Annotated in this window: 15 protein-coding genes; 9 read left to right on the top strand and 6 right to left on the bottom strand. The window is 34.4% G+C overall.

Annotated elements, in window-relative coordinates; translation table 11 throughout:
* Together BXY64_RS16410 and BXY64_RS16405 are read right to left on the bottom strand one after the other, a co-directional pair.
* Entirely contained in the window at positions 1 to 855 is an 855-nt protein-coding gene (locus BXY64_RS16410) for a hypothetical protein (RefSeq protein WP_120241073.1), read from the bottom strand.
* Positions 856 to 1998, bottom strand: a complete 1143-nt coding sequence (locus tag BXY64_RS16405; protein ID WP_120241072.1) for an MFS transporter — start codon at positions 1996 to 1998, stop codon at positions 856 to 858.
* Positions 1999 to 2146: 148 nt separating this feature from the next.
* On the opposite strand from BXY64_RS16405, the gene BXY64_RS16400 reads away from it, so the two are divergent.
* Together BXY64_RS16400 and BXY64_RS16395 are read left to right on the top strand one after the other, a co-directional pair.
* The gene (locus BXY64_RS16400; RefSeq protein ID WP_120241071.1) at positions 2147 to 2662 is read left to right on the top strand and encodes a nitroreductase family protein; all 516 of its coding nucleotides are present in this window, start codon (positions 2147 to 2149) and stop codon (positions 2660 to 2662) included.
* Between the two features lie 3 nt (positions 2663 to 2665).
* On the top strand, positions 2666 to 3634 hold the full coding sequence (locus BXY64_RS16395) for a CobW family GTP-binding protein (RefSeq protein ID WP_120241070.1): 969 nt from the start codon (positions 2666 to 2668) through the stop codon (positions 3632 to 3634).
* 27 nt (positions 3635 to 3661) lie between these two features.
* Here the strand turns inward: BXY64_RS16395 and BXY64_RS16390 are convergent, their stop codons facing one another.
* Positions 3662 to 4366 carry a Crp/Fnr family transcriptional regulator gene (locus tag BXY64_RS16390; protein ID WP_120241069.1) on the bottom strand — a complete coding sequence of 235 codons (705 nt, stop codon included), beginning with the start codon at positions 4364 to 4366 and terminating at the stop codon, positions 3662 to 3664.
* Between the two features lie 281 nt (positions 4367 to 4647).
* On the opposite strand from BXY64_RS16390, the gene BXY64_RS16385 reads away from it, so the two are divergent.
* The 7 genes from BXY64_RS16385 (at position 4648) to BXY64_RS16350 (ending at position 11372) form a co-directional block, all read left to right on the top strand.
* Complete coding sequence (locus BXY64_RS16385) at positions 4648 to 5016, top strand: c-type cytochrome (protein WP_120241068.1); 369 nt, start codon at positions 4648 to 4650, stop codon at positions 5014 to 5016.
* A 12-nt stretch (positions 5017 to 5028) separates the two neighbouring features.
* Positions 5029 to 5937: a DUF5777 family beta-barrel protein gene (locus BXY64_RS16380; protein ID WP_120241067.1), complete on the top strand. Its 909-nt coding sequence runs from the start codon at positions 5029 to 5031 to the stop codon at positions 5935 to 5937.
* A gap of 25 nt (positions 5938 to 5962) precedes the next feature.
* Positions 5963 to 6367 carry a c-type cytochrome gene (locus BXY64_RS16375; RefSeq protein ID WP_120241066.1) on the top strand — a complete coding sequence of 135 codons (405 nt, stop codon included), beginning with the start codon at positions 5963 to 5965 and terminating at the stop codon, positions 6365 to 6367.
* Positions 6368 to 6462: 95 nt separating this feature from the next.
* Positions 6463 to 7395, top strand: coding sequence for a cytochrome c3 family protein (locus tag BXY64_RS16370; RefSeq protein ID WP_120241065.1), 933 nt, complete (start codon positions 6463 to 6465; stop codon positions 7393 to 7395).
* Between the two features lie 2 nt (positions 7396 to 7397).
* A complete protein-coding gene (locus BXY64_RS16365; RefSeq protein WP_120241064.1) occupies positions 7398 to 8012 on the top strand; it encodes a cytochrome b/b6 domain-containing protein in 615 nt (204 codons plus the stop codon).
* A gap of 780 nt (positions 8013 to 8792) precedes the next feature.
* The gene (locus tag BXY64_RS16355) at positions 8793 to 11018 is read left to right on the top strand and encodes a TonB-dependent receptor (RefSeq protein ID WP_120241062.1); all 2226 of its coding nucleotides are present in this window, start codon (positions 8793 to 8795) and stop codon (positions 11016 to 11018) included.
* Positions 11019 to 11057: 39 nt separating this feature from the next.
* Positions 11058 to 11372 (top strand): heavy-metal-associated domain-containing protein, encoded by a 315-nt coding sequence (locus tag BXY64_RS16350; RefSeq protein ID WP_120241061.1) that lies wholly within the window; start codon positions 11058 to 11060, stop codon positions 11370 to 11372.
* A gap of 72 nt (positions 11373 to 11444) precedes the next feature.
* On the opposite strand, the gene BXY64_RS16345 is transcribed toward BXY64_RS16350, so the two are convergent.
* From BXY64_RS16345 to BXY64_RS16335, 3 genes are all read right to left on the bottom strand, one after another.
* Positions 11445 to 12554, bottom strand: coding sequence for a hypothetical protein (locus BXY64_RS16345; RefSeq protein ID WP_120241060.1), 1110 nt, complete (start codon positions 12552 to 12554; stop codon positions 11445 to 11447).
* Positions 12555 to 12861: 307 nt separating this feature from the next.
* The gene (gene buk / locus BXY64_RS16340; RefSeq protein ID WP_120241059.1) at positions 12862 to 13938 is read right to left on the bottom strand and encodes a butyrate kinase; all 1077 of its coding nucleotides are present in this window, start codon (positions 13936 to 13938) and stop codon (positions 12862 to 12864) included.
* Positions 13939 to 14009: 71 nt separating this feature from the next.
* The gene (locus BXY64_RS16335; protein ID WP_120241058.1) at positions 14010 to 15158 is read right to left on the bottom strand and encodes an acyl-CoA dehydrogenase family protein; all 1149 of its coding nucleotides are present in this window, start codon (positions 15156 to 15158) and stop codon (positions 14010 to 14012) included.
* Positions 15159 to 15160 lie beyond the last annotated feature (2 nt).

Raw genomic sequence — 15160 nt, 5'->3', positions numbered from 1 at the left:
CTATTTCTTATCGAATCCTTGGAAGAATTCATCAAGTTTATCGAAATCCTGTTCCCCAATTAATCCCAAGAATTTTGAAAACTCAGGAGTCAATGTGGTAAGGGCATCCTTAATTTTAAACATTGCATTGAACTCTGTAATAAATTCAGCTCTCATATCGAATGCACACACCAAAGTTTCATAGAAAACACGGAATAAGTTTCCTTGGCTATATAAAACCTGATCATCAATAGAGATTACCTTCATAAGATTCATCAACAAATCAAGGTTTTTAAGCTCTATAGCTACAGCAAACCCCTTTGTAAAGTTGGCAAATAGCATTTGTAGAGATTCCTTATCATTGTATTCAGGAATTGGAACTGGCGTAAACTTGCAATCATTGAATATTGCCAATGCCTCTTCCCTCTTTCCTGATGTTAGCAACATAAAGGCCTTAACATTTGTCAAACACAAGTGATAAAACTCTTGATATTTGTCTTCTGGTAAATCCTGAAAAGCCTGATCAAGCACCTTTACTCCTTCGCTCATGGCTTCTTCAATCTTTTCATTGCCTCTTTTAAAGGAAAACTCTGCCATAAATTGCAGAGCCCAATTTAATCCATAAACCCATTTCCCATTTTTAGAACATGAAGAGTAACCTTTTCGATATTCCTCTCCTGCTTCTTTCAATTCTCCGAATAAAGAAAATGCACCTGCACGCAATTGCAGTATTTCCAAATAGTATGCTGCATCGTCTTTCAAAATTTCTACTGAATTATCAGCCAAAAATTCTCTGATTAAACTTGGGTTCTTTTCCTGAATACCTTTATTATACGATTCAATAAGAGCCTGATATGTTTCTTTATTAGTCTGCATTTATATTGTATTTTTTACTTTTATTAATTGAACAAATCCCAAAGATATTACACTTAATACTGCTCCTGCCAAAAAAGGAATGTGTCTGTCAATCATCCAAAGCATTCCACCTAAAACAGGAATTACAACTGCTGAAATGTGATTAATGGTGAAACCAACCGCCATTGATGGTGCAATATCTTTTTGATCTCCGGTCTTCTGGAAGTAAGTATTAATTCCCATTGAAAAGCCAAAGAATATATGATCGATGATGTATAGCCCGGCAACAACCCAGGCATTATCGATAAAAGCATATCCAAGGAAAACGAATATCAAGCTAATATACTCTGCTGATAACATTTTTCGTTCTCCAAATTTATTGATTCCCTTTGCAATATATGGCGAAATAAAATAAGTAATGATATTATTCACAACGAATAATACTGCGATATCCTGCACAGAATAGCTATATTTTTCAACAAGCATAAACACTGCAAAAACTACAAAAATCTGTCTTCTTGCACCGCTTAAAAAATTGAGCACATAAAACAGCCAATATCTTTTTCGTAATACCATTCCTTTATTCTGAGGAATAATATTCTTATCTGCAGGTTTCCAAAACAAAGCCCAAATCCCTAGCGCAAAAACGACTATACCAATCAAAATAAAACTCGCCTGAAGTGACATCACATGTGCAATTCCGAAAATAAATGCTCCCATACTCACATTTGCCACAGCCGTCCAGCTCTTTTGTTTGGCAAATACCATAGGAGAATCCTCAACAGAAAAGTATTGCAAGGTTAAAGACTTGTTGGTGGTTTCAAAATAGTGAAATCCTACCGACATAACCAGCGTAGTAAAAATCAAACCCCAAAAACTTGGAAAAAAACCCGTACATGCAACGCCAACACCAACAAATAAAACTGAAATTGCAGAAAGTTTATGTTCCTTAATTACTAAAAGAAGGTAAACAACCAATAAAGCCAAAAAGCCAGGAATTTCTCTTACCGACTGAATGATACCAACTTGAAAACCATTAATTCCAACTTCATCAACAGCCAAGTTATTAAACAGAGTTCTCCACCCTTGATGCCCAGCTGTTGCCGCTATTACCAACAACATTAAATACTGGTACATGATATTTTTCTTCCAATCTTTGGTCATTCTAACCTCTCTATAAAAATGAGTGGCAAAGTTACTAAAATGCTTATTAATTCGAGTGTTTCTTGGCACATAGAATAGATTCTTTTAAGTTCTCTTTTCTTCTTTTTAAATAATTCTCAATTTTGTATTCAAATTAAACCTATAACACATGGATTTAAGAACGATAATAGAAAACCGTTACTCGGTTCGCTCATACCAGCAAAAAGAAGTAGAGAAAGAAAAACTAATTAAAATACTGGAAGCAGGTCAACTTGCACCTTCAGCTGTCAATAATCAACCTTGGCATTTTATAGTTGTACGTGAACCTGAGAATCATGCAAATTTTTCAGAAATCTATCACAGAGATTGGTTTAAGAAAGCTCCGGTTTACATTATAGTTTGTGGTGATCACAATGCTGCATGGAAAAGAAAGGAAGATGGTAAAGATCATACCGATGTTGATGCAGCAATTGCTATTGATCACATGACTTTACAAGCTACGGAATTGAGATTGGGAACTTGTTGGATTTGTAATTTCTATGTAGAAAAATGCAGAGAGTTCTTTCAATTACCAGAATACATAGAACCCATTACAATCTTATCATTAGGTTATCCAAGCGATGATAAGGTACCTGTAAAAAAGCGTAAATCTTTGGATAAGATTGTGCATTGGGAAAAATTTTAAAGTATGAGTAAGATACCCGTAACCGTTATCACAGGCTTTTTAGGAGCTGGAAAAACAAGTTTACTCAATAATTTAATTGCTAAATACTCGGATAAAAAGTTTGCAATTATAGAGAATGAATTTGGTGAAGAAAACATCGATTCAACTCTTGTTGAAAATATTCAGTCTGAAGATATTTTCGAGCTAAGCAATGGTTGTATCTGCTGTAACTTAAACCAGGAATTGTTTGTAGTTCTTCAAAAATTGGTTGAGTCAAAACATGATTTCAATCATTTACTTATTGAAACTACCGGGATTGCAGATCCAGGAAGTATTTTGGCTTCTTTTATCAGTGATCCAATTATTAAATCTCAATTTGAACTGGATAGTGTAATTTGTCTGGTTGATGCTAAAAATGTTGATTCGGATTTGAAAAAAGAAAATGTGCTATCTAAACAGGTAGCAATTTCAGATACTATTCTTCTTAACAAACTAGATTTAGTTAATGAAGAAAAAATCGAATCAATTTTAAATTTGATAAAAAAGAAAAATCAACATGCAGAAATCATTAAAAGTGAATTTTCTAAATTAGGAAATCATCAGTTACTTGATCAATTCTCATACAAACCTGAAAATATTTTTCACCACATCTTGGGACTAGAAACCAGAATGAAAGGTAATTTTTCAGAAAATAATCATGGAATACAAAACATGCTATTTAAATGTGACGAACCATTAGATCAAATGAAAATAGGCATGTGGCTCGACGCATTTCTGCAATTCAATCAGGATACAATTTACCGGGTAAAAGGAATTTTGAACTTAGCAGGTGTAGACAACAGAATCATTCTACAGTCTGTTCATACTCAAATTCAAGCAACCGTTGGAAAAGCCTGGAGTGGCGATGAAAAACGAGAATCAAAAATTGTAATTATTGGTAAAGACTTGAATCAGGAAATCATCGAAAAAAACCTTTTAGATTTAAAAGCATAAAAAAACGAGAGCTAAGGCTCTCGTTTTTTATCCTGTTTCACTGATTCGTTCAAGTTGATCGGTATTTAATACATTAAGATTTCTACCATCCAATTCTATGATTCCTTCGTGGTGAAATTCCTTAAGTATTCGAATTGCACTGTCTTTCGACATTCCAGTTAAATCAGCTATATCCTGTCTGGATAGGTGCAACGAAAACTGATTGCTTTCATATATTTTTTTGGAAAGGTATAAAATACCATCTGCAATTCTACCATGCATTTGTTTTTGTGATAGACTGACCATTTTTTCATAAGAAAAAACACCTTTCTGTGTACATTGAGTAATAAACTCTTCAGCAAAAGCCGAATTTTGTCGAATCATTTTTTTAAATGATTCTATTTCAATAAAACAAGCCGTACAATCTACCAAGGCTGCCACTGAATAGTGGTGACGATTATCGAAATACAATGATGCTTGTCCAACAACTTCCCAAGGTTTTACAATCCTTATAATTAGTTGCCTTTCCTGAACACCTTCAACATAAAACTTTGCCAAACCTGAAGTAATAATCAGCAAATGAGTTGCAGAAGTTCCTTGTTTAAAAATGGTCTCTCCAGCTTTAAACTTCACTTCAAACCTACTGGTATTAAGATCGGTTAATTCTGATTGCGAAAGCAGTTGAAATAAGGGGATTTTCTTGTTGCAATCAACACAATTTTTACAATTGTCTGTTCTAGTAAATTTTGCCATAATAGGGTTAGAGGTTTAGGGGTACTTACTCTATATTTTCTTAATCAATCATCTAATTAAACAATTCTAGTTGATATGATCTCTTCTAAAGATAGAAAAATAACAGTTATAAGCCTAGTTATTTGTTGATAAATATCGATTTGAATTAGATAAATTCCTTTTTCTCTCGAAAGATATCTCGCCACCCCATAATAGATGTACACATTGCAAATCTTTACCTTTAGAAGAGAGTGAAAAGCCCTTATTAACCGAAAACAGTTCATAATCTAAAATCTAATACTATGCAGAAGAGCAAATTTGTACATCTTATAACGATTTTAGCGACACTGCTCTGCTTTGTCTCTTGTGAGTACGACACAGTTGAGTTTGACGAAGTTGTTATTCCACCAGATCAGGAAGTAAGCTTTAGCAATGACATTATTCCAATTTTCACATCTAATTGTACACAATGCCATGATAATGGTGGAATTGCCCCTAATCTAAGTGCATCCAAAGCGTATAACTCCTTGATAGACGGTAATTACATCAACACTGAAAATCCTGGAGAAAGTAAATTATTTAAAAAAGTAGACAGTGGTCATGGTTCTTTGAGTCCAACTGAAAAACAACTGATACTTGAATGGATAACCAGAGGTGCTAACAACGACTAAAAACTACAGACTATGCGTACAAAATATATTCACAAAAAAGCTAAAAACATTAGCATATTCGGATCTATTACCGGACTGTTTGTTATTTTACTGATTTTAGGAAATCCACTAAATGTAAATGCACAAACTGATGAGTTTGCAAATGAACCGGTAAGCGGAACATTCGAAACTGGTTTACTTGCAGAAACTCAAACTGTAGCCACTCCATTTGCTGGTGAATTCGAATTACACGTCCAACATCGTTTTGGTCTTATAGAAAACGGATTAGAAGATGTTTTTGGAATTTATGCAACTTCGAATATCAGAATGGGGTTAAATTATGGTATTACTGAAAAAATTATGGTTGGTTACGGTTACACCAAAGAATTTAAATTACAAGAATTTCATGGTAAATACCGTGTTCTAACTCAAACAGAATCCAACTCTATTCCTGTTTCTGTTGCAGTATATGCAAATTTAGCAATCAACTCTCAAGATAAATCAGTCTTTGGGAATGATTATAAATTCTCGGATAGATTGTCTTATTTTTCACAATTATTAATAGCTCATAAATTTAACGACAATTTTTCCTTACAGTTTGGACCAAGTTTTACACATTTTAATAAAACAGATACTTTGGTTGAGCATGATAAAGTTGCACTCTCTTTAGCAGGTCGCGCAAAAGTGAGTCCCTCAATGTCAATATTCTTTGAGTATGATCAACCTTTAAACATTGATGATATGAGAGAATTTGCTTCGGATGAGAACGACCCGGAAGCTAACCTATCTTTTGGTATAGAAATTGGTACTAGTACTCATGTATTCCAAGTATTTATGTCGAACTATGAAGGAATTACCCCACAGAGGAATATATTATACAACAAAAATAAAATAGATGATGGGGATTTTCTATTCGGATTCAACATACTGGTTAGATTCTAACATCCTTCATTAAAAACATTTAATTATGAAAACATTTAAAATTATTATCCTAGTTGCCATTGCATTATTTGCCTTTTCGTTCACTGTTCAACAAAAAAAGGCAGGTCCTTGGGAAATTCCAGCAGAATATAAAAAAATGGAGAATCCATTGGCAAATGACAAGGCTAGTGTAAATAAAGGCAAAATGGTTTATATGAAGCATTGTCGTTCATGTCATGGGAATACAGGTTTAGGAGATGGTCCAAAAGCTGCAAGACTTAAAACTTTCCCTGGAGATTTTACTTCTGCCGAATTTCAAGCTCAAAGTGATGGAGAATTATTTTACAAGTCGATAATTGGTAGAGATGAAATGCCAAATTACGAAAAGAAAATTCCTAGTAAAAAAGACCAATGGTCTGTGATAAATTACATGAGAACTTTCAAAAAATGATATAGCATCTCAGATTATTAAAGGGTATTAAAAATAAATAATACCCTTTTTTAGTCATATCACCCAATCCTCATAAACCTATAAGCCTAATCTTTATGAAACTATCAAAATTAATATTGGGATGTATATGTTTATTGCTTTCTTTCAGCTTATATGCTCAAAAAGAAACCAATAAAAATCATTCATGCCTTAAATGTCATGCTCATCGCACTTACAAGTACATGAATGAGGATTTTGGTATGGAAATTAAGGAATCCATGTGTTCGAACCGAATGATTGATACCCTAGCCTACCAACAATCGAATCATGGAATGTTTAAATGTACTGATTGCCACTCACCTGAATATGAAACATTCCCACATGCAGGCAATCTTCGAATGGAATTGATGTATGCATGTAATGATTGCCATGCAGGTGATCCTGAATATGCTAAATTTCATTTCGAAGCAATTGAAGAAGCATTTTACGAAAGCATGCATTACAATCGTTCTCCAGATGCTTTTACTTGCTGGAGTTGTCACAATCCTCATACCTACAAAACTCAGGCTCGCATAGGAGAAAAAATTAGTGAGACCGTAAGTTACGACAATAATATTTGTCTTTCCTGTCACGCAGATGTAAGCAAATATGAATTGCTAACGGAAAGAGAAAACATTAATATTCTAAAATCTCATGAATGGCTTCCAAATCAGGAACTTCACTTTAAAAATGTTAGATGTATTGAGTGCCATACTCAACTTTCAGATAGTCTTCTGGTTAGTCATGTTGTAATGTCTAAAGATAGCGCAATAAGAGAATGTACTTCATGTCACTCTGCAAACTCACACCTTATGGCTAGTTTGTATCGTTACAAAAGTCTTGAGTCGAGAAAAGGAAGTGGTTTTTTAAATGCGGTAATTATTAACGAATCCTATGTAATTGGTGCAAACCGAAATAAATATCTTAATATTTTAAGTGTAGTTATATTCGGATTAGTATTAATTGGAATCTTTACTCACACTATTTTTAGAATTTTTAAAAGCAAATAACTATGGCAAACGAAAAACTATACTTGTATCCTTTATGGATTAGAATTTGGCATTGGTTAAATGCTGTGCTTTTTATTGTACTATTGCTTACCGGAATTAGTATGCAGTACTCTAATCCAGAAAATCCACTACTCATATCATTCGAATTATCGGTTCAATTGCATAACATTTGTGGAATTGCATTAAGTATTAACTACCTCCTATTTATTTTTGGAAACTTATTTACTTCGAATGGAAAACAATACAAAATGAAAACGAAAGGATTGTTTAAAAGATTATATGATCAATCTGTGTTTTATTTATTTGGAATGTTTAAAAAACAAGCTCCTCCATTCCCAATTTCATTAGAAAATAAATTTAATCCTTTGCAGCGATTTATATACTCAACAGCCATGTATATTGGCTTTCCAATAATCATCGCAAGCGGTATAGCAATGTTATTCCCAGAAATTATTATTCCTCAATTATTTGGAGTTAGCGGATTATTGGTAACTGCCTTATTACATGTTGTTATAGGATTTATTTTATCATTGTTTTTATTCATTCACATTTATGTTTGTACAATTGGAAGTTCTATAATAAGTAATTTCAAAAGCATGTTAACCGGTTGGCATTAACAACTTAAAACATATAATATTCAAACAGACACAAAAAAATATGTCTGTTTTTTTTGCTGTGTATTAATTCTTTAACAGTATTTTAACAAATTTTCTCACTTTCTTTTCACCCATTTTCAATCTTTAACTGTCTTATTATCGTAAAGGATTAAAAAAAAGTATCTATTTTTACGTCCAGAAAATGAAAAAAATGTTTCGAAATATAATCACATTGATTCTATTAGGATTTTACCTAACAGGATTTTGTGGTGTGCACTTTATTAAGCACAGTTGTTTTTCTTGCGAGCATTCAAAAATTCATTTCACTGTAGATACTGATTGTATTAACCACGTAGACTGCAATTGCTGTTGTAGCGAGCATAATCATAATAAAAAACATCATTCTGAAATTTCAGAATGTAGCCCTGTTCTTTGTTGTGATTACAATCTGGTTTATCTTAAAACAGATCCTAATACTACATTAGTTGAAACAAGCAAAGCTCCTATTGCTATTGAAACTTTGCTTCTTTTCACAAATACTTTATGCACAATTTCTGATTCAATCGCTACCATTACCAAGTGTGGTTATATTGATGATTATCCTGATGACTATTTACAAGTTGACAGGAGCAAGTTGTGCACTTTCCTGTGTTGATTTCACAATTACCATATTAAAATCACATAATGATACACTTGCTATCATTGTGTAGCATTTCGCGTGCAAAAAATTCAAAACTTACAAAATAGATCAAGCTGTATTGTATACAATTTCAGCTACGATAGTATTAATTTATTTTTATCATGAAGATTAAAATAATAACACTCATGCTCTTATTTGTACCATTTATATCAATGGCAAATGGTACAGTTATAAAGGGTAAAATTGTTGAAAAGCAAAATTCAGGAGATACAGTTCCTTTAGCAGGAGCATCAGTATTTTGGAAAAACACAAGTATTGGTACGGCTGCCAATATGGATGGTAACTTCACTATTGATGTTATAAATGATTCCAAAACACTGGTAGTTCAATTCGTTGGTTATAAAACCAAAGAAATCAGTATCGAAGATTACAAAAATAAGGAATTGTTAATTGAACTAGTCCCAAACATTGAACTGAACGAAGTTATCGTTTCTGAAAGAAAACTAGGCACCATATTGGATAGAGACAATCCTATTCAATCTCAAAATATAACTGGAGCTGAACTTTGTAAAGCTGCATGTTGTAATCTTTCAGAAAGCTTCGAAACCAATGCCTCTGTTGATGTATCATATGCAGATGCAGCAACAGGTGCAAAATCGATTAAACTTCTGGGTTTAACCGGAAAATATATCGAAATGATGACAGAAAAGAATCCAAACTTTAAAGGATTAGCTTCTGTTTATGGTATGGTATATGTTCCTGGACCATGGATGGAGTCCATACAGGTTTCGAAAGGTGTAGGTTCGGTAATTAACGGTTATGAATCCATTACCGGGCAAATTAATATCAATTACCAAAGACCGCAAACTGCTCCAAAATTCTATTTAAATACTTTTGCAAACAGTATGGGAATGGCAGAAGTAAACATGATAGCTTCTGCAAAATTATCACCTAAACTAAGTACTGCTATCTTAGCCCATGGACAAGATAATGATAGAGAAATCGATCACAACCATGACATGTTTCTTGATGATCCAATGGTTACTCAATACAATTTCATTAATCGCTGGAACTGGGATGCCAGTGAATTCTTCAAAGTACAGTTCGGTGCTAAATTTATCGATGAACAAAGAATTGGTGGGCAAAAAGGATTTAAAAAGGATCAACCCAACGATTTAAACAATGCTTATCGCATTAATATTGATACCAGAAGATACGAAGCTTTTGCAAAGTTTGGTTATATCATGCCCAAAGATGATGATAAAAGTATTGCTTTAATCACCAACTTCGCATCACATGAGCAAAACTCATTTTATGGCTTAAGAAATTACGATGCAGAACAAAAGTACTTCTATGCTAATCTTTTGTTTCAATCCTATATTGGTAATTTAAAGCATAAATATACTGCTGGTTTATCCTATGTGTACGATGATTTTAAAGATCATTTAAGCATAGATAACCTGGGAACAGACAGAACCGAGAAAGTAGCAGGTGCATACATCGAATATACCTGGTTGCCTAATGATAACATTACTTTGCAGACCGGATTACGTTACGATGATCACAACATTTACGGTGGATTTGTAACCCCACGTTTGCATTTTAGATATCAATTTGCACCTAAAACTACGGCACGTTTGGCTGTTGGTAGTGGTAGAAGAACTTCAAATCCAATTGCTGAAAACAGCTTTTTATTAGCCTCTAGCAGATCTTTGGAAATTGCAGAAGATCTAAAACAGGAAAAAGCATGGAACTTTGGCTTAAGCTTAACTCAGTATTTTGATTTATTTGATAGAGGGTTTACCCTTTCGGCTGATTTCTATAGAACTGTATTTGATAATCAAATCATAACCGATTTAGACAATAGCGTTGACAAAGTAAGATTCTATAATTTGGATGGCAAATCATGGGCAAACAACTACCAGGTTGAATTAAAATTTGCTCCTGTTGACAGGTTTGACGTAACAACAGCAATTCGTTTTTCTGATGTTAAAGCTGACATTAATAACCAATTCCAAAAGGTACCATATGTAAATCGATTTAAGGGATTGATTACAACATCCTATGCCACAAACTTTAATAAATGGCAGTTCGATTTCACAACGCAGTTTAATGGTGATATGAGAATTCCTTCAACAAAGGCAAATCCGGAACAATACCAAAGACGCGAAAAATCTCCTGTTTATGCAATAATGAATGCTCAAGTCACAAAGAGATTTAAAATCTGGGAAATATATGTTGGAGCTGAGAACCTTGGAAACTATACTCAGAAGAATCCAATAATTGGTGCAACTGATCCTTTTGGAGAATATTTCGATGCCTCGATGATATGGGGACCAATCCAGGAAAGAAAGTTCTATGTAGGATTACGATTAACAATTGAATAAACAAACACTAACATATCTAAACCAATAAAAATTAAACAAATGAAGAATTTATCAAAAATTTTCAAAAGCACTCTATTAGTATTAAGCATTGTAATTACATCTACTTTATCTTACGCAGCGAATAAAAGCGACAAAAAAGTTGAAACCGTTGTTTTTAAAGTAGAAATGGATTGTATGGGATGTGCTGGTAAGATTGAAAAAAACATTCCTTTCGAAAAAGGTGTTAAGAAATTAGATGTTGACTTTAAAGCACAAAAAGTTACAATTTCTTATAAAGCTGATAAAACAAGCAAGGAAAACTTGAAGAAAGCAATTGAGAAACTGAAATTCAAAGTGGAAGAAGTAAAAGGATAATTCCTTTTCTATTATAAAACAAAAGCTTGTCCCCAGTGTGGAGACAAGCTTTTTTTTAATTATTTTTTTCCGTTATAATCCTAATAAAGCTTCAGCCTGATCTAATAATGCTTCTGTATAAGTTGGATTGTGAGCTCCATTACTTCTATCTTCAAGAAGAATCATAAAATTCCAGAATGCCTGAAATTGTTCTCTTGTTATGGAAGCGTACATTGGATGATACTCTCCATCTTCTTTATGAATCGCATGAATAGCTTCTAATGCCTCACCAATAGCCTCAACTCGACCAGCAATAGCATCCATATAAACATTCTTTTCACCATGACAACTCGTACAATTGTCTAATTCAGGCTTGAAAGTATGTCCACTAGCTTCGCCCATATGACATTTCACACAACCATCACTATGTCCCGAAAATATTGTTCCTTCTGAAGTAGTGTAACCACCAATACCTATCCAGGTATTCCCTTGAGAACTAGGATGTGGTCCTGCATGTGTACTACTAATATAAACGTGAGTTGTTGGTACATCAAACACAACAGTTAATGTATCTGAAGTTGCATTTAATGTGGCAGAACCCGCTGGCCCAAATGCTGCAGTTTGGTACACTGCAATATCATCTTCTGTAAACTCTCTCGTGAAGGTTTGGGCCTCAGTATACTTGTCATAGTACTCGCCATTCCTGCGTGACTGATGACAGTTTAGACATGTATTGTTATTGCCTTCATCAACAACTACAGTATTATCAGTAAGAAGGTTTACTGCTCCATTTAATCTTAGCGCATAATCACCAGCTTCCATAGTTTCATGCAAACTATGACAGGTTGCACATTCCCATGCCGTTGGGTTAGTAATATTCCCTGAAACAGCCCCTGTTTCGGCAAATTCTACATATCCCTGATGTGAGTGACATCTTGCACAATAAGATCTTCCTCCAGCATAATCCACAGCGTTTAATCCGCTTACATGAACAGATTGAGAAAATTGAGCTTCAATAGTAGTCTTGATTTCCTGACCGTGACAAGCTAAACATGTTGAGTTACCATCTACCCCATCTTTACCGTCAGTTCCATCAGCTCCAGCAGGTCCCATTGGCCCTTCTTTGGTACAACTGGCTATTGATAAGGATATAGCTAAAACTCCAACTCCTATTAGTTGAAAAAATAAACGAGCTTTTTTCATAATTCCAGAATATAAGGTTAATACTTTTTAGTTTATGATAGAGTGAATAAGAGCCCTACTCTTATCACTAATAAATATAGACCAATGTAAAAAGCTTATCAATAATTGCTCAGCGAGATTTATACCCCAGAATAAAGAGTTTTACTACATTAAAAATACGAGAAACAGGTTATTATAATCGATATTTATCTTGTGTGAATCGATTTTTATCGTTACCAAATAAATCGTTCATTATAGTTGTATAATTCTGTAGAAAATGGAGGAATTTATCACCATTAAAAAAGCCGACTTTCGTCGGCTTTTTTGTTTAATATTCAAGTATCTCTGTTTCTTTTCGGAGTATCATTTTTCCATAATAGGAAAGCGCTCCTAGAACCTCAGCTCCCGGCTGAATAGAAACAGGTGCAATTTTATCTACGCGAGTTTTTATTTCTTTTACAAACTGCTCATCTTTGGCCATTCCACCAGTAATGATAATAGCATCCACAGTTTCTCCTTCAAATACTGCATACATAGAGGCAATTGATTTAGAAACCTGATATGCCATAGCAGCTAAAACTTCTGTTGCCTTGGCATCACCAGCATCTCTCTTTTTACAAACATCATAACCACTATAGGTATTGAAATGAGCATATAACCCACCTTTACCAGTTTGCCTGTTCAGCATTTCTTCCTGTGTGTACTTGCCTGAGAAACATTCTCTAATCACATCTCCCATTGGTAAACTTCCACTACGAATTGGTGAGAATGGACCATCCCCATCATAAGCCTGATTGGCATCTATAACTCTTCCTTTTCGGTGAGCACCAATACTAATCCCACCACCCAAGTGTGCTACAATAATATTCATTTCTTCATATTCCTTGTAAACACTCTTCGCATATTTTCTCGCTGCAATTTTTTGGTTTAGTGCATGAAAAATAGATTTCTTCTTGAATTCAGGACGACCAGTAATTCGCGCAATGTCTTCAAGCTCGTCAACAACTACAGGATCCGCAATAAATGCATCAGCATTGGTTAATTCAGATGCGATAGTATTGGCCAAAAGTCCACCTAGATTCACCACATCATCGCCATATTCACAATTTGCCAAATCTTTTACCATGGAATCGTTTACTTTATAAACTCCAGATTTAACTGGTTTAAGCAAACCACCACGCCCAATAACAACTGCTATGTCCTCAACTCTAATATCATTGCTCTTTAACTCATCCAGAATGATTTTTGCACGCAAAGCAGCTTGATCTACATAACGATCGAAGCCATTAAAGTCTTCAGGTTTATGATTTATCTTTTTTAGAAAAACAGTTGTATTCATCCTATATACAGCAATTCGGGTAAATTGCATTCTAGGATTCAATGCCAGAATTAGTTCTCTACTCATATTGTTGGTATTTTGGGTTAAACAAACTGCAAATGGTTAGGAATTTGCAGCCTGTATATATTCAATTCTCCTTATTCATCCATAATGTATCTAGAAATCACCAATCGTTGAATTTCCGAAGTTCCTTCCCCAATTTGTAACAATCTTTGATCTCTGTAAAAGCGTTCCACCGGATATTCTTTCATTAATCCATATCCTCCATGAATTTGAACTGCCTCATCGGCTACTTCTTTGGCGATTTCGGAACAGTACAATTTCGACATTGCAGCCTCTTTGGCAAAAGGTTTTCCATTGTCTTTTAGCCAACATGCCTTGTATAAAAGATTCCTTGCCAATTCAATTTTGGTAGCCATATCAGCTAGTTTGAATGAGATAGCCTGAAATTTACCAATTGGTTTTCCAAACTGCTTTCTCTCCTTTGAATATTGCAAAGCCATTTCAAAAGCACCTTGAGCCAATCCCAATCCCATCGCAGCAATTGATAATCTTCCTGAATCCAATGTTTTCAACATGATTTTTGATCCCATACCACGTTCCCCAAGCATGTTTCCCTTTGGAATACAACAGGTGTCAAAAAACATTTCAGCAGTATCCGAAGCTCTCCACATCAATTTTCCGTGCATTGCTCTCGACGACCATCCAGGAGCATCTTTTTCTACAATAAAGGTTGAAAATTCCTTTTTATCTCCATTAATACTTGTAACTGCCTGAACCGTTACGCCAGAACACATGGAAGTAGATCCATTGGTAATAAATATCTTGGAACCGTTAATTTCCCAGTTCGCTCCATTGTCCTTTGCAAAAGTTTTTGATCCACGCGAATCAGATCCAGCATCAGGCTCAGTAAGCCCAAATGCCCAAAGCTCTTCGCCACCACAAAGAGATGGCAAATACTTCATTTTCTGATCTTCCGTTCCAAACATATACAATGGTCCAATCCCCAAAGAATTATGAGCAGCCAATGTTGCCGCATGAGATCCATCAACTCTTGCTATTTCCTCAACAGCAATGATGTAAGAAAGATAATCTGAACCTTGTCCACCATATTTTTCCGGAAGAAACATTCCAAACAATCCCATCTCTCCCATTTTCTTCGTTAATTCTAAAGAAAATTCCTCCTTCTCATCAAGCTCTTTTGCCAATGGCTTAATTTCACGCTCTGCAAAGTCGCGAACAGCTTTCCTTATGATATTATGTTCTTCGTTTAATTCGAAATTCATTT

The sequence above is a fragment of the Marinifilum flexuosum genome, from assembly GCF_003610555.1.
GTDB classification, from domain to species: domain Bacteria; phylum Bacteroidota; class Bacteroidia; order Bacteroidales; family Marinifilaceae; genus Marinifilum; species Marinifilum flexuosum.
Note: the sequence above shows the minus strand (reverse complement) of the source record. Positions and strands in the feature narration are given on the sequence as shown.

Bases quoted from the DNA above. Each gene is read 5' to 3' on its own strand.
- BXY64_RS16410 (WP_120241073.1), bottom strand. From the start codon at position 855: ATGCAGACTAATAAAGAAACATATCAGGCTCTTATTGAATCGTATAAT.
- BXY64_RS16405 (WP_120241072.1), bottom strand. From the start codon at position 1,998: ATGACCAAAGATTGGAAGAAAAATATCATGTACCAGTATTTAATGTTG.
- BXY64_RS16400 (WP_120241071.1), top strand. From the start codon at position 2,147: ATGGATTTAAGAACGATAATAGAAAACCGTTACTCGGTTCGCTCATAC.
- BXY64_RS16395 (WP_120241070.1), top strand. From the start codon at position 2,666: ATGAGTAAGATACCCGTAACCGTTATCACAGGCTTTTTAGGAGCTGGA.
- BXY64_RS16390 (WP_120241069.1), bottom strand. From the start codon at position 4,366: ATGGCAAAATTTACTAGAACAGACAATTGTAAAAATTGTGTTGATTGC.
- BXY64_RS16385 (WP_120241068.1), top strand. From the start codon at position 4,648: ATGCAGAAGAGCAAATTTGTACATCTTATAACGATTTTAGCGACACTG.
- BXY64_RS16380 (WP_120241067.1), top strand. From the start codon at position 5,029: ATGCGTACAAAATATATTCACAAAAAAGCTAAAAACATTAGCATATTC.
- BXY64_RS16375 (WP_120241066.1), top strand. From the start codon at position 5,963: ATGAAAACATTTAAAATTATTATCCTAGTTGCCATTGCATTATTTGCC.
- BXY64_RS16370 (WP_120241065.1), top strand. From the start codon at position 6,463: ATGAAACTATCAAAATTAATATTGGGATGTATATGTTTATTGCTTTCT.
- BXY64_RS16365 (WP_120241064.1), top strand. From the start codon at position 7,398: ATGGCAAACGAAAAACTATACTTGTATCCTTTATGGATTAGAATTTGG.
- BXY64_RS16355 (WP_120241062.1), top strand. From the start codon at position 8,793: ATGAAGATTAAAATAATAACACTCATGCTCTTATTTGTACCATTTATA.
- BXY64_RS16350 (WP_120241061.1), top strand. From the start codon at position 11,058: ATGAAGAATTTATCAAAAATTTTCAAAAGCACTCTATTAGTATTAAGC.
- BXY64_RS16345 (WP_120241060.1), bottom strand. From the start codon at position 12,554: ATGAAAAAAGCTCGTTTATTTTTTCAACTAATAGGAGTTGGAGTTTTA.
- buk (WP_120241059.1), bottom strand. From the start codon at position 13,938: ATGAGTAGAGAACTAATTCTGGCATTGAATCCTAGAATGCAATTTACC.
- BXY64_RS16335 (WP_120241058.1), bottom strand. From the start codon at position 15,158: ATGAATTTCGAATTAAACGAAGAACATAATATCATAAGGAAAGCTGTT.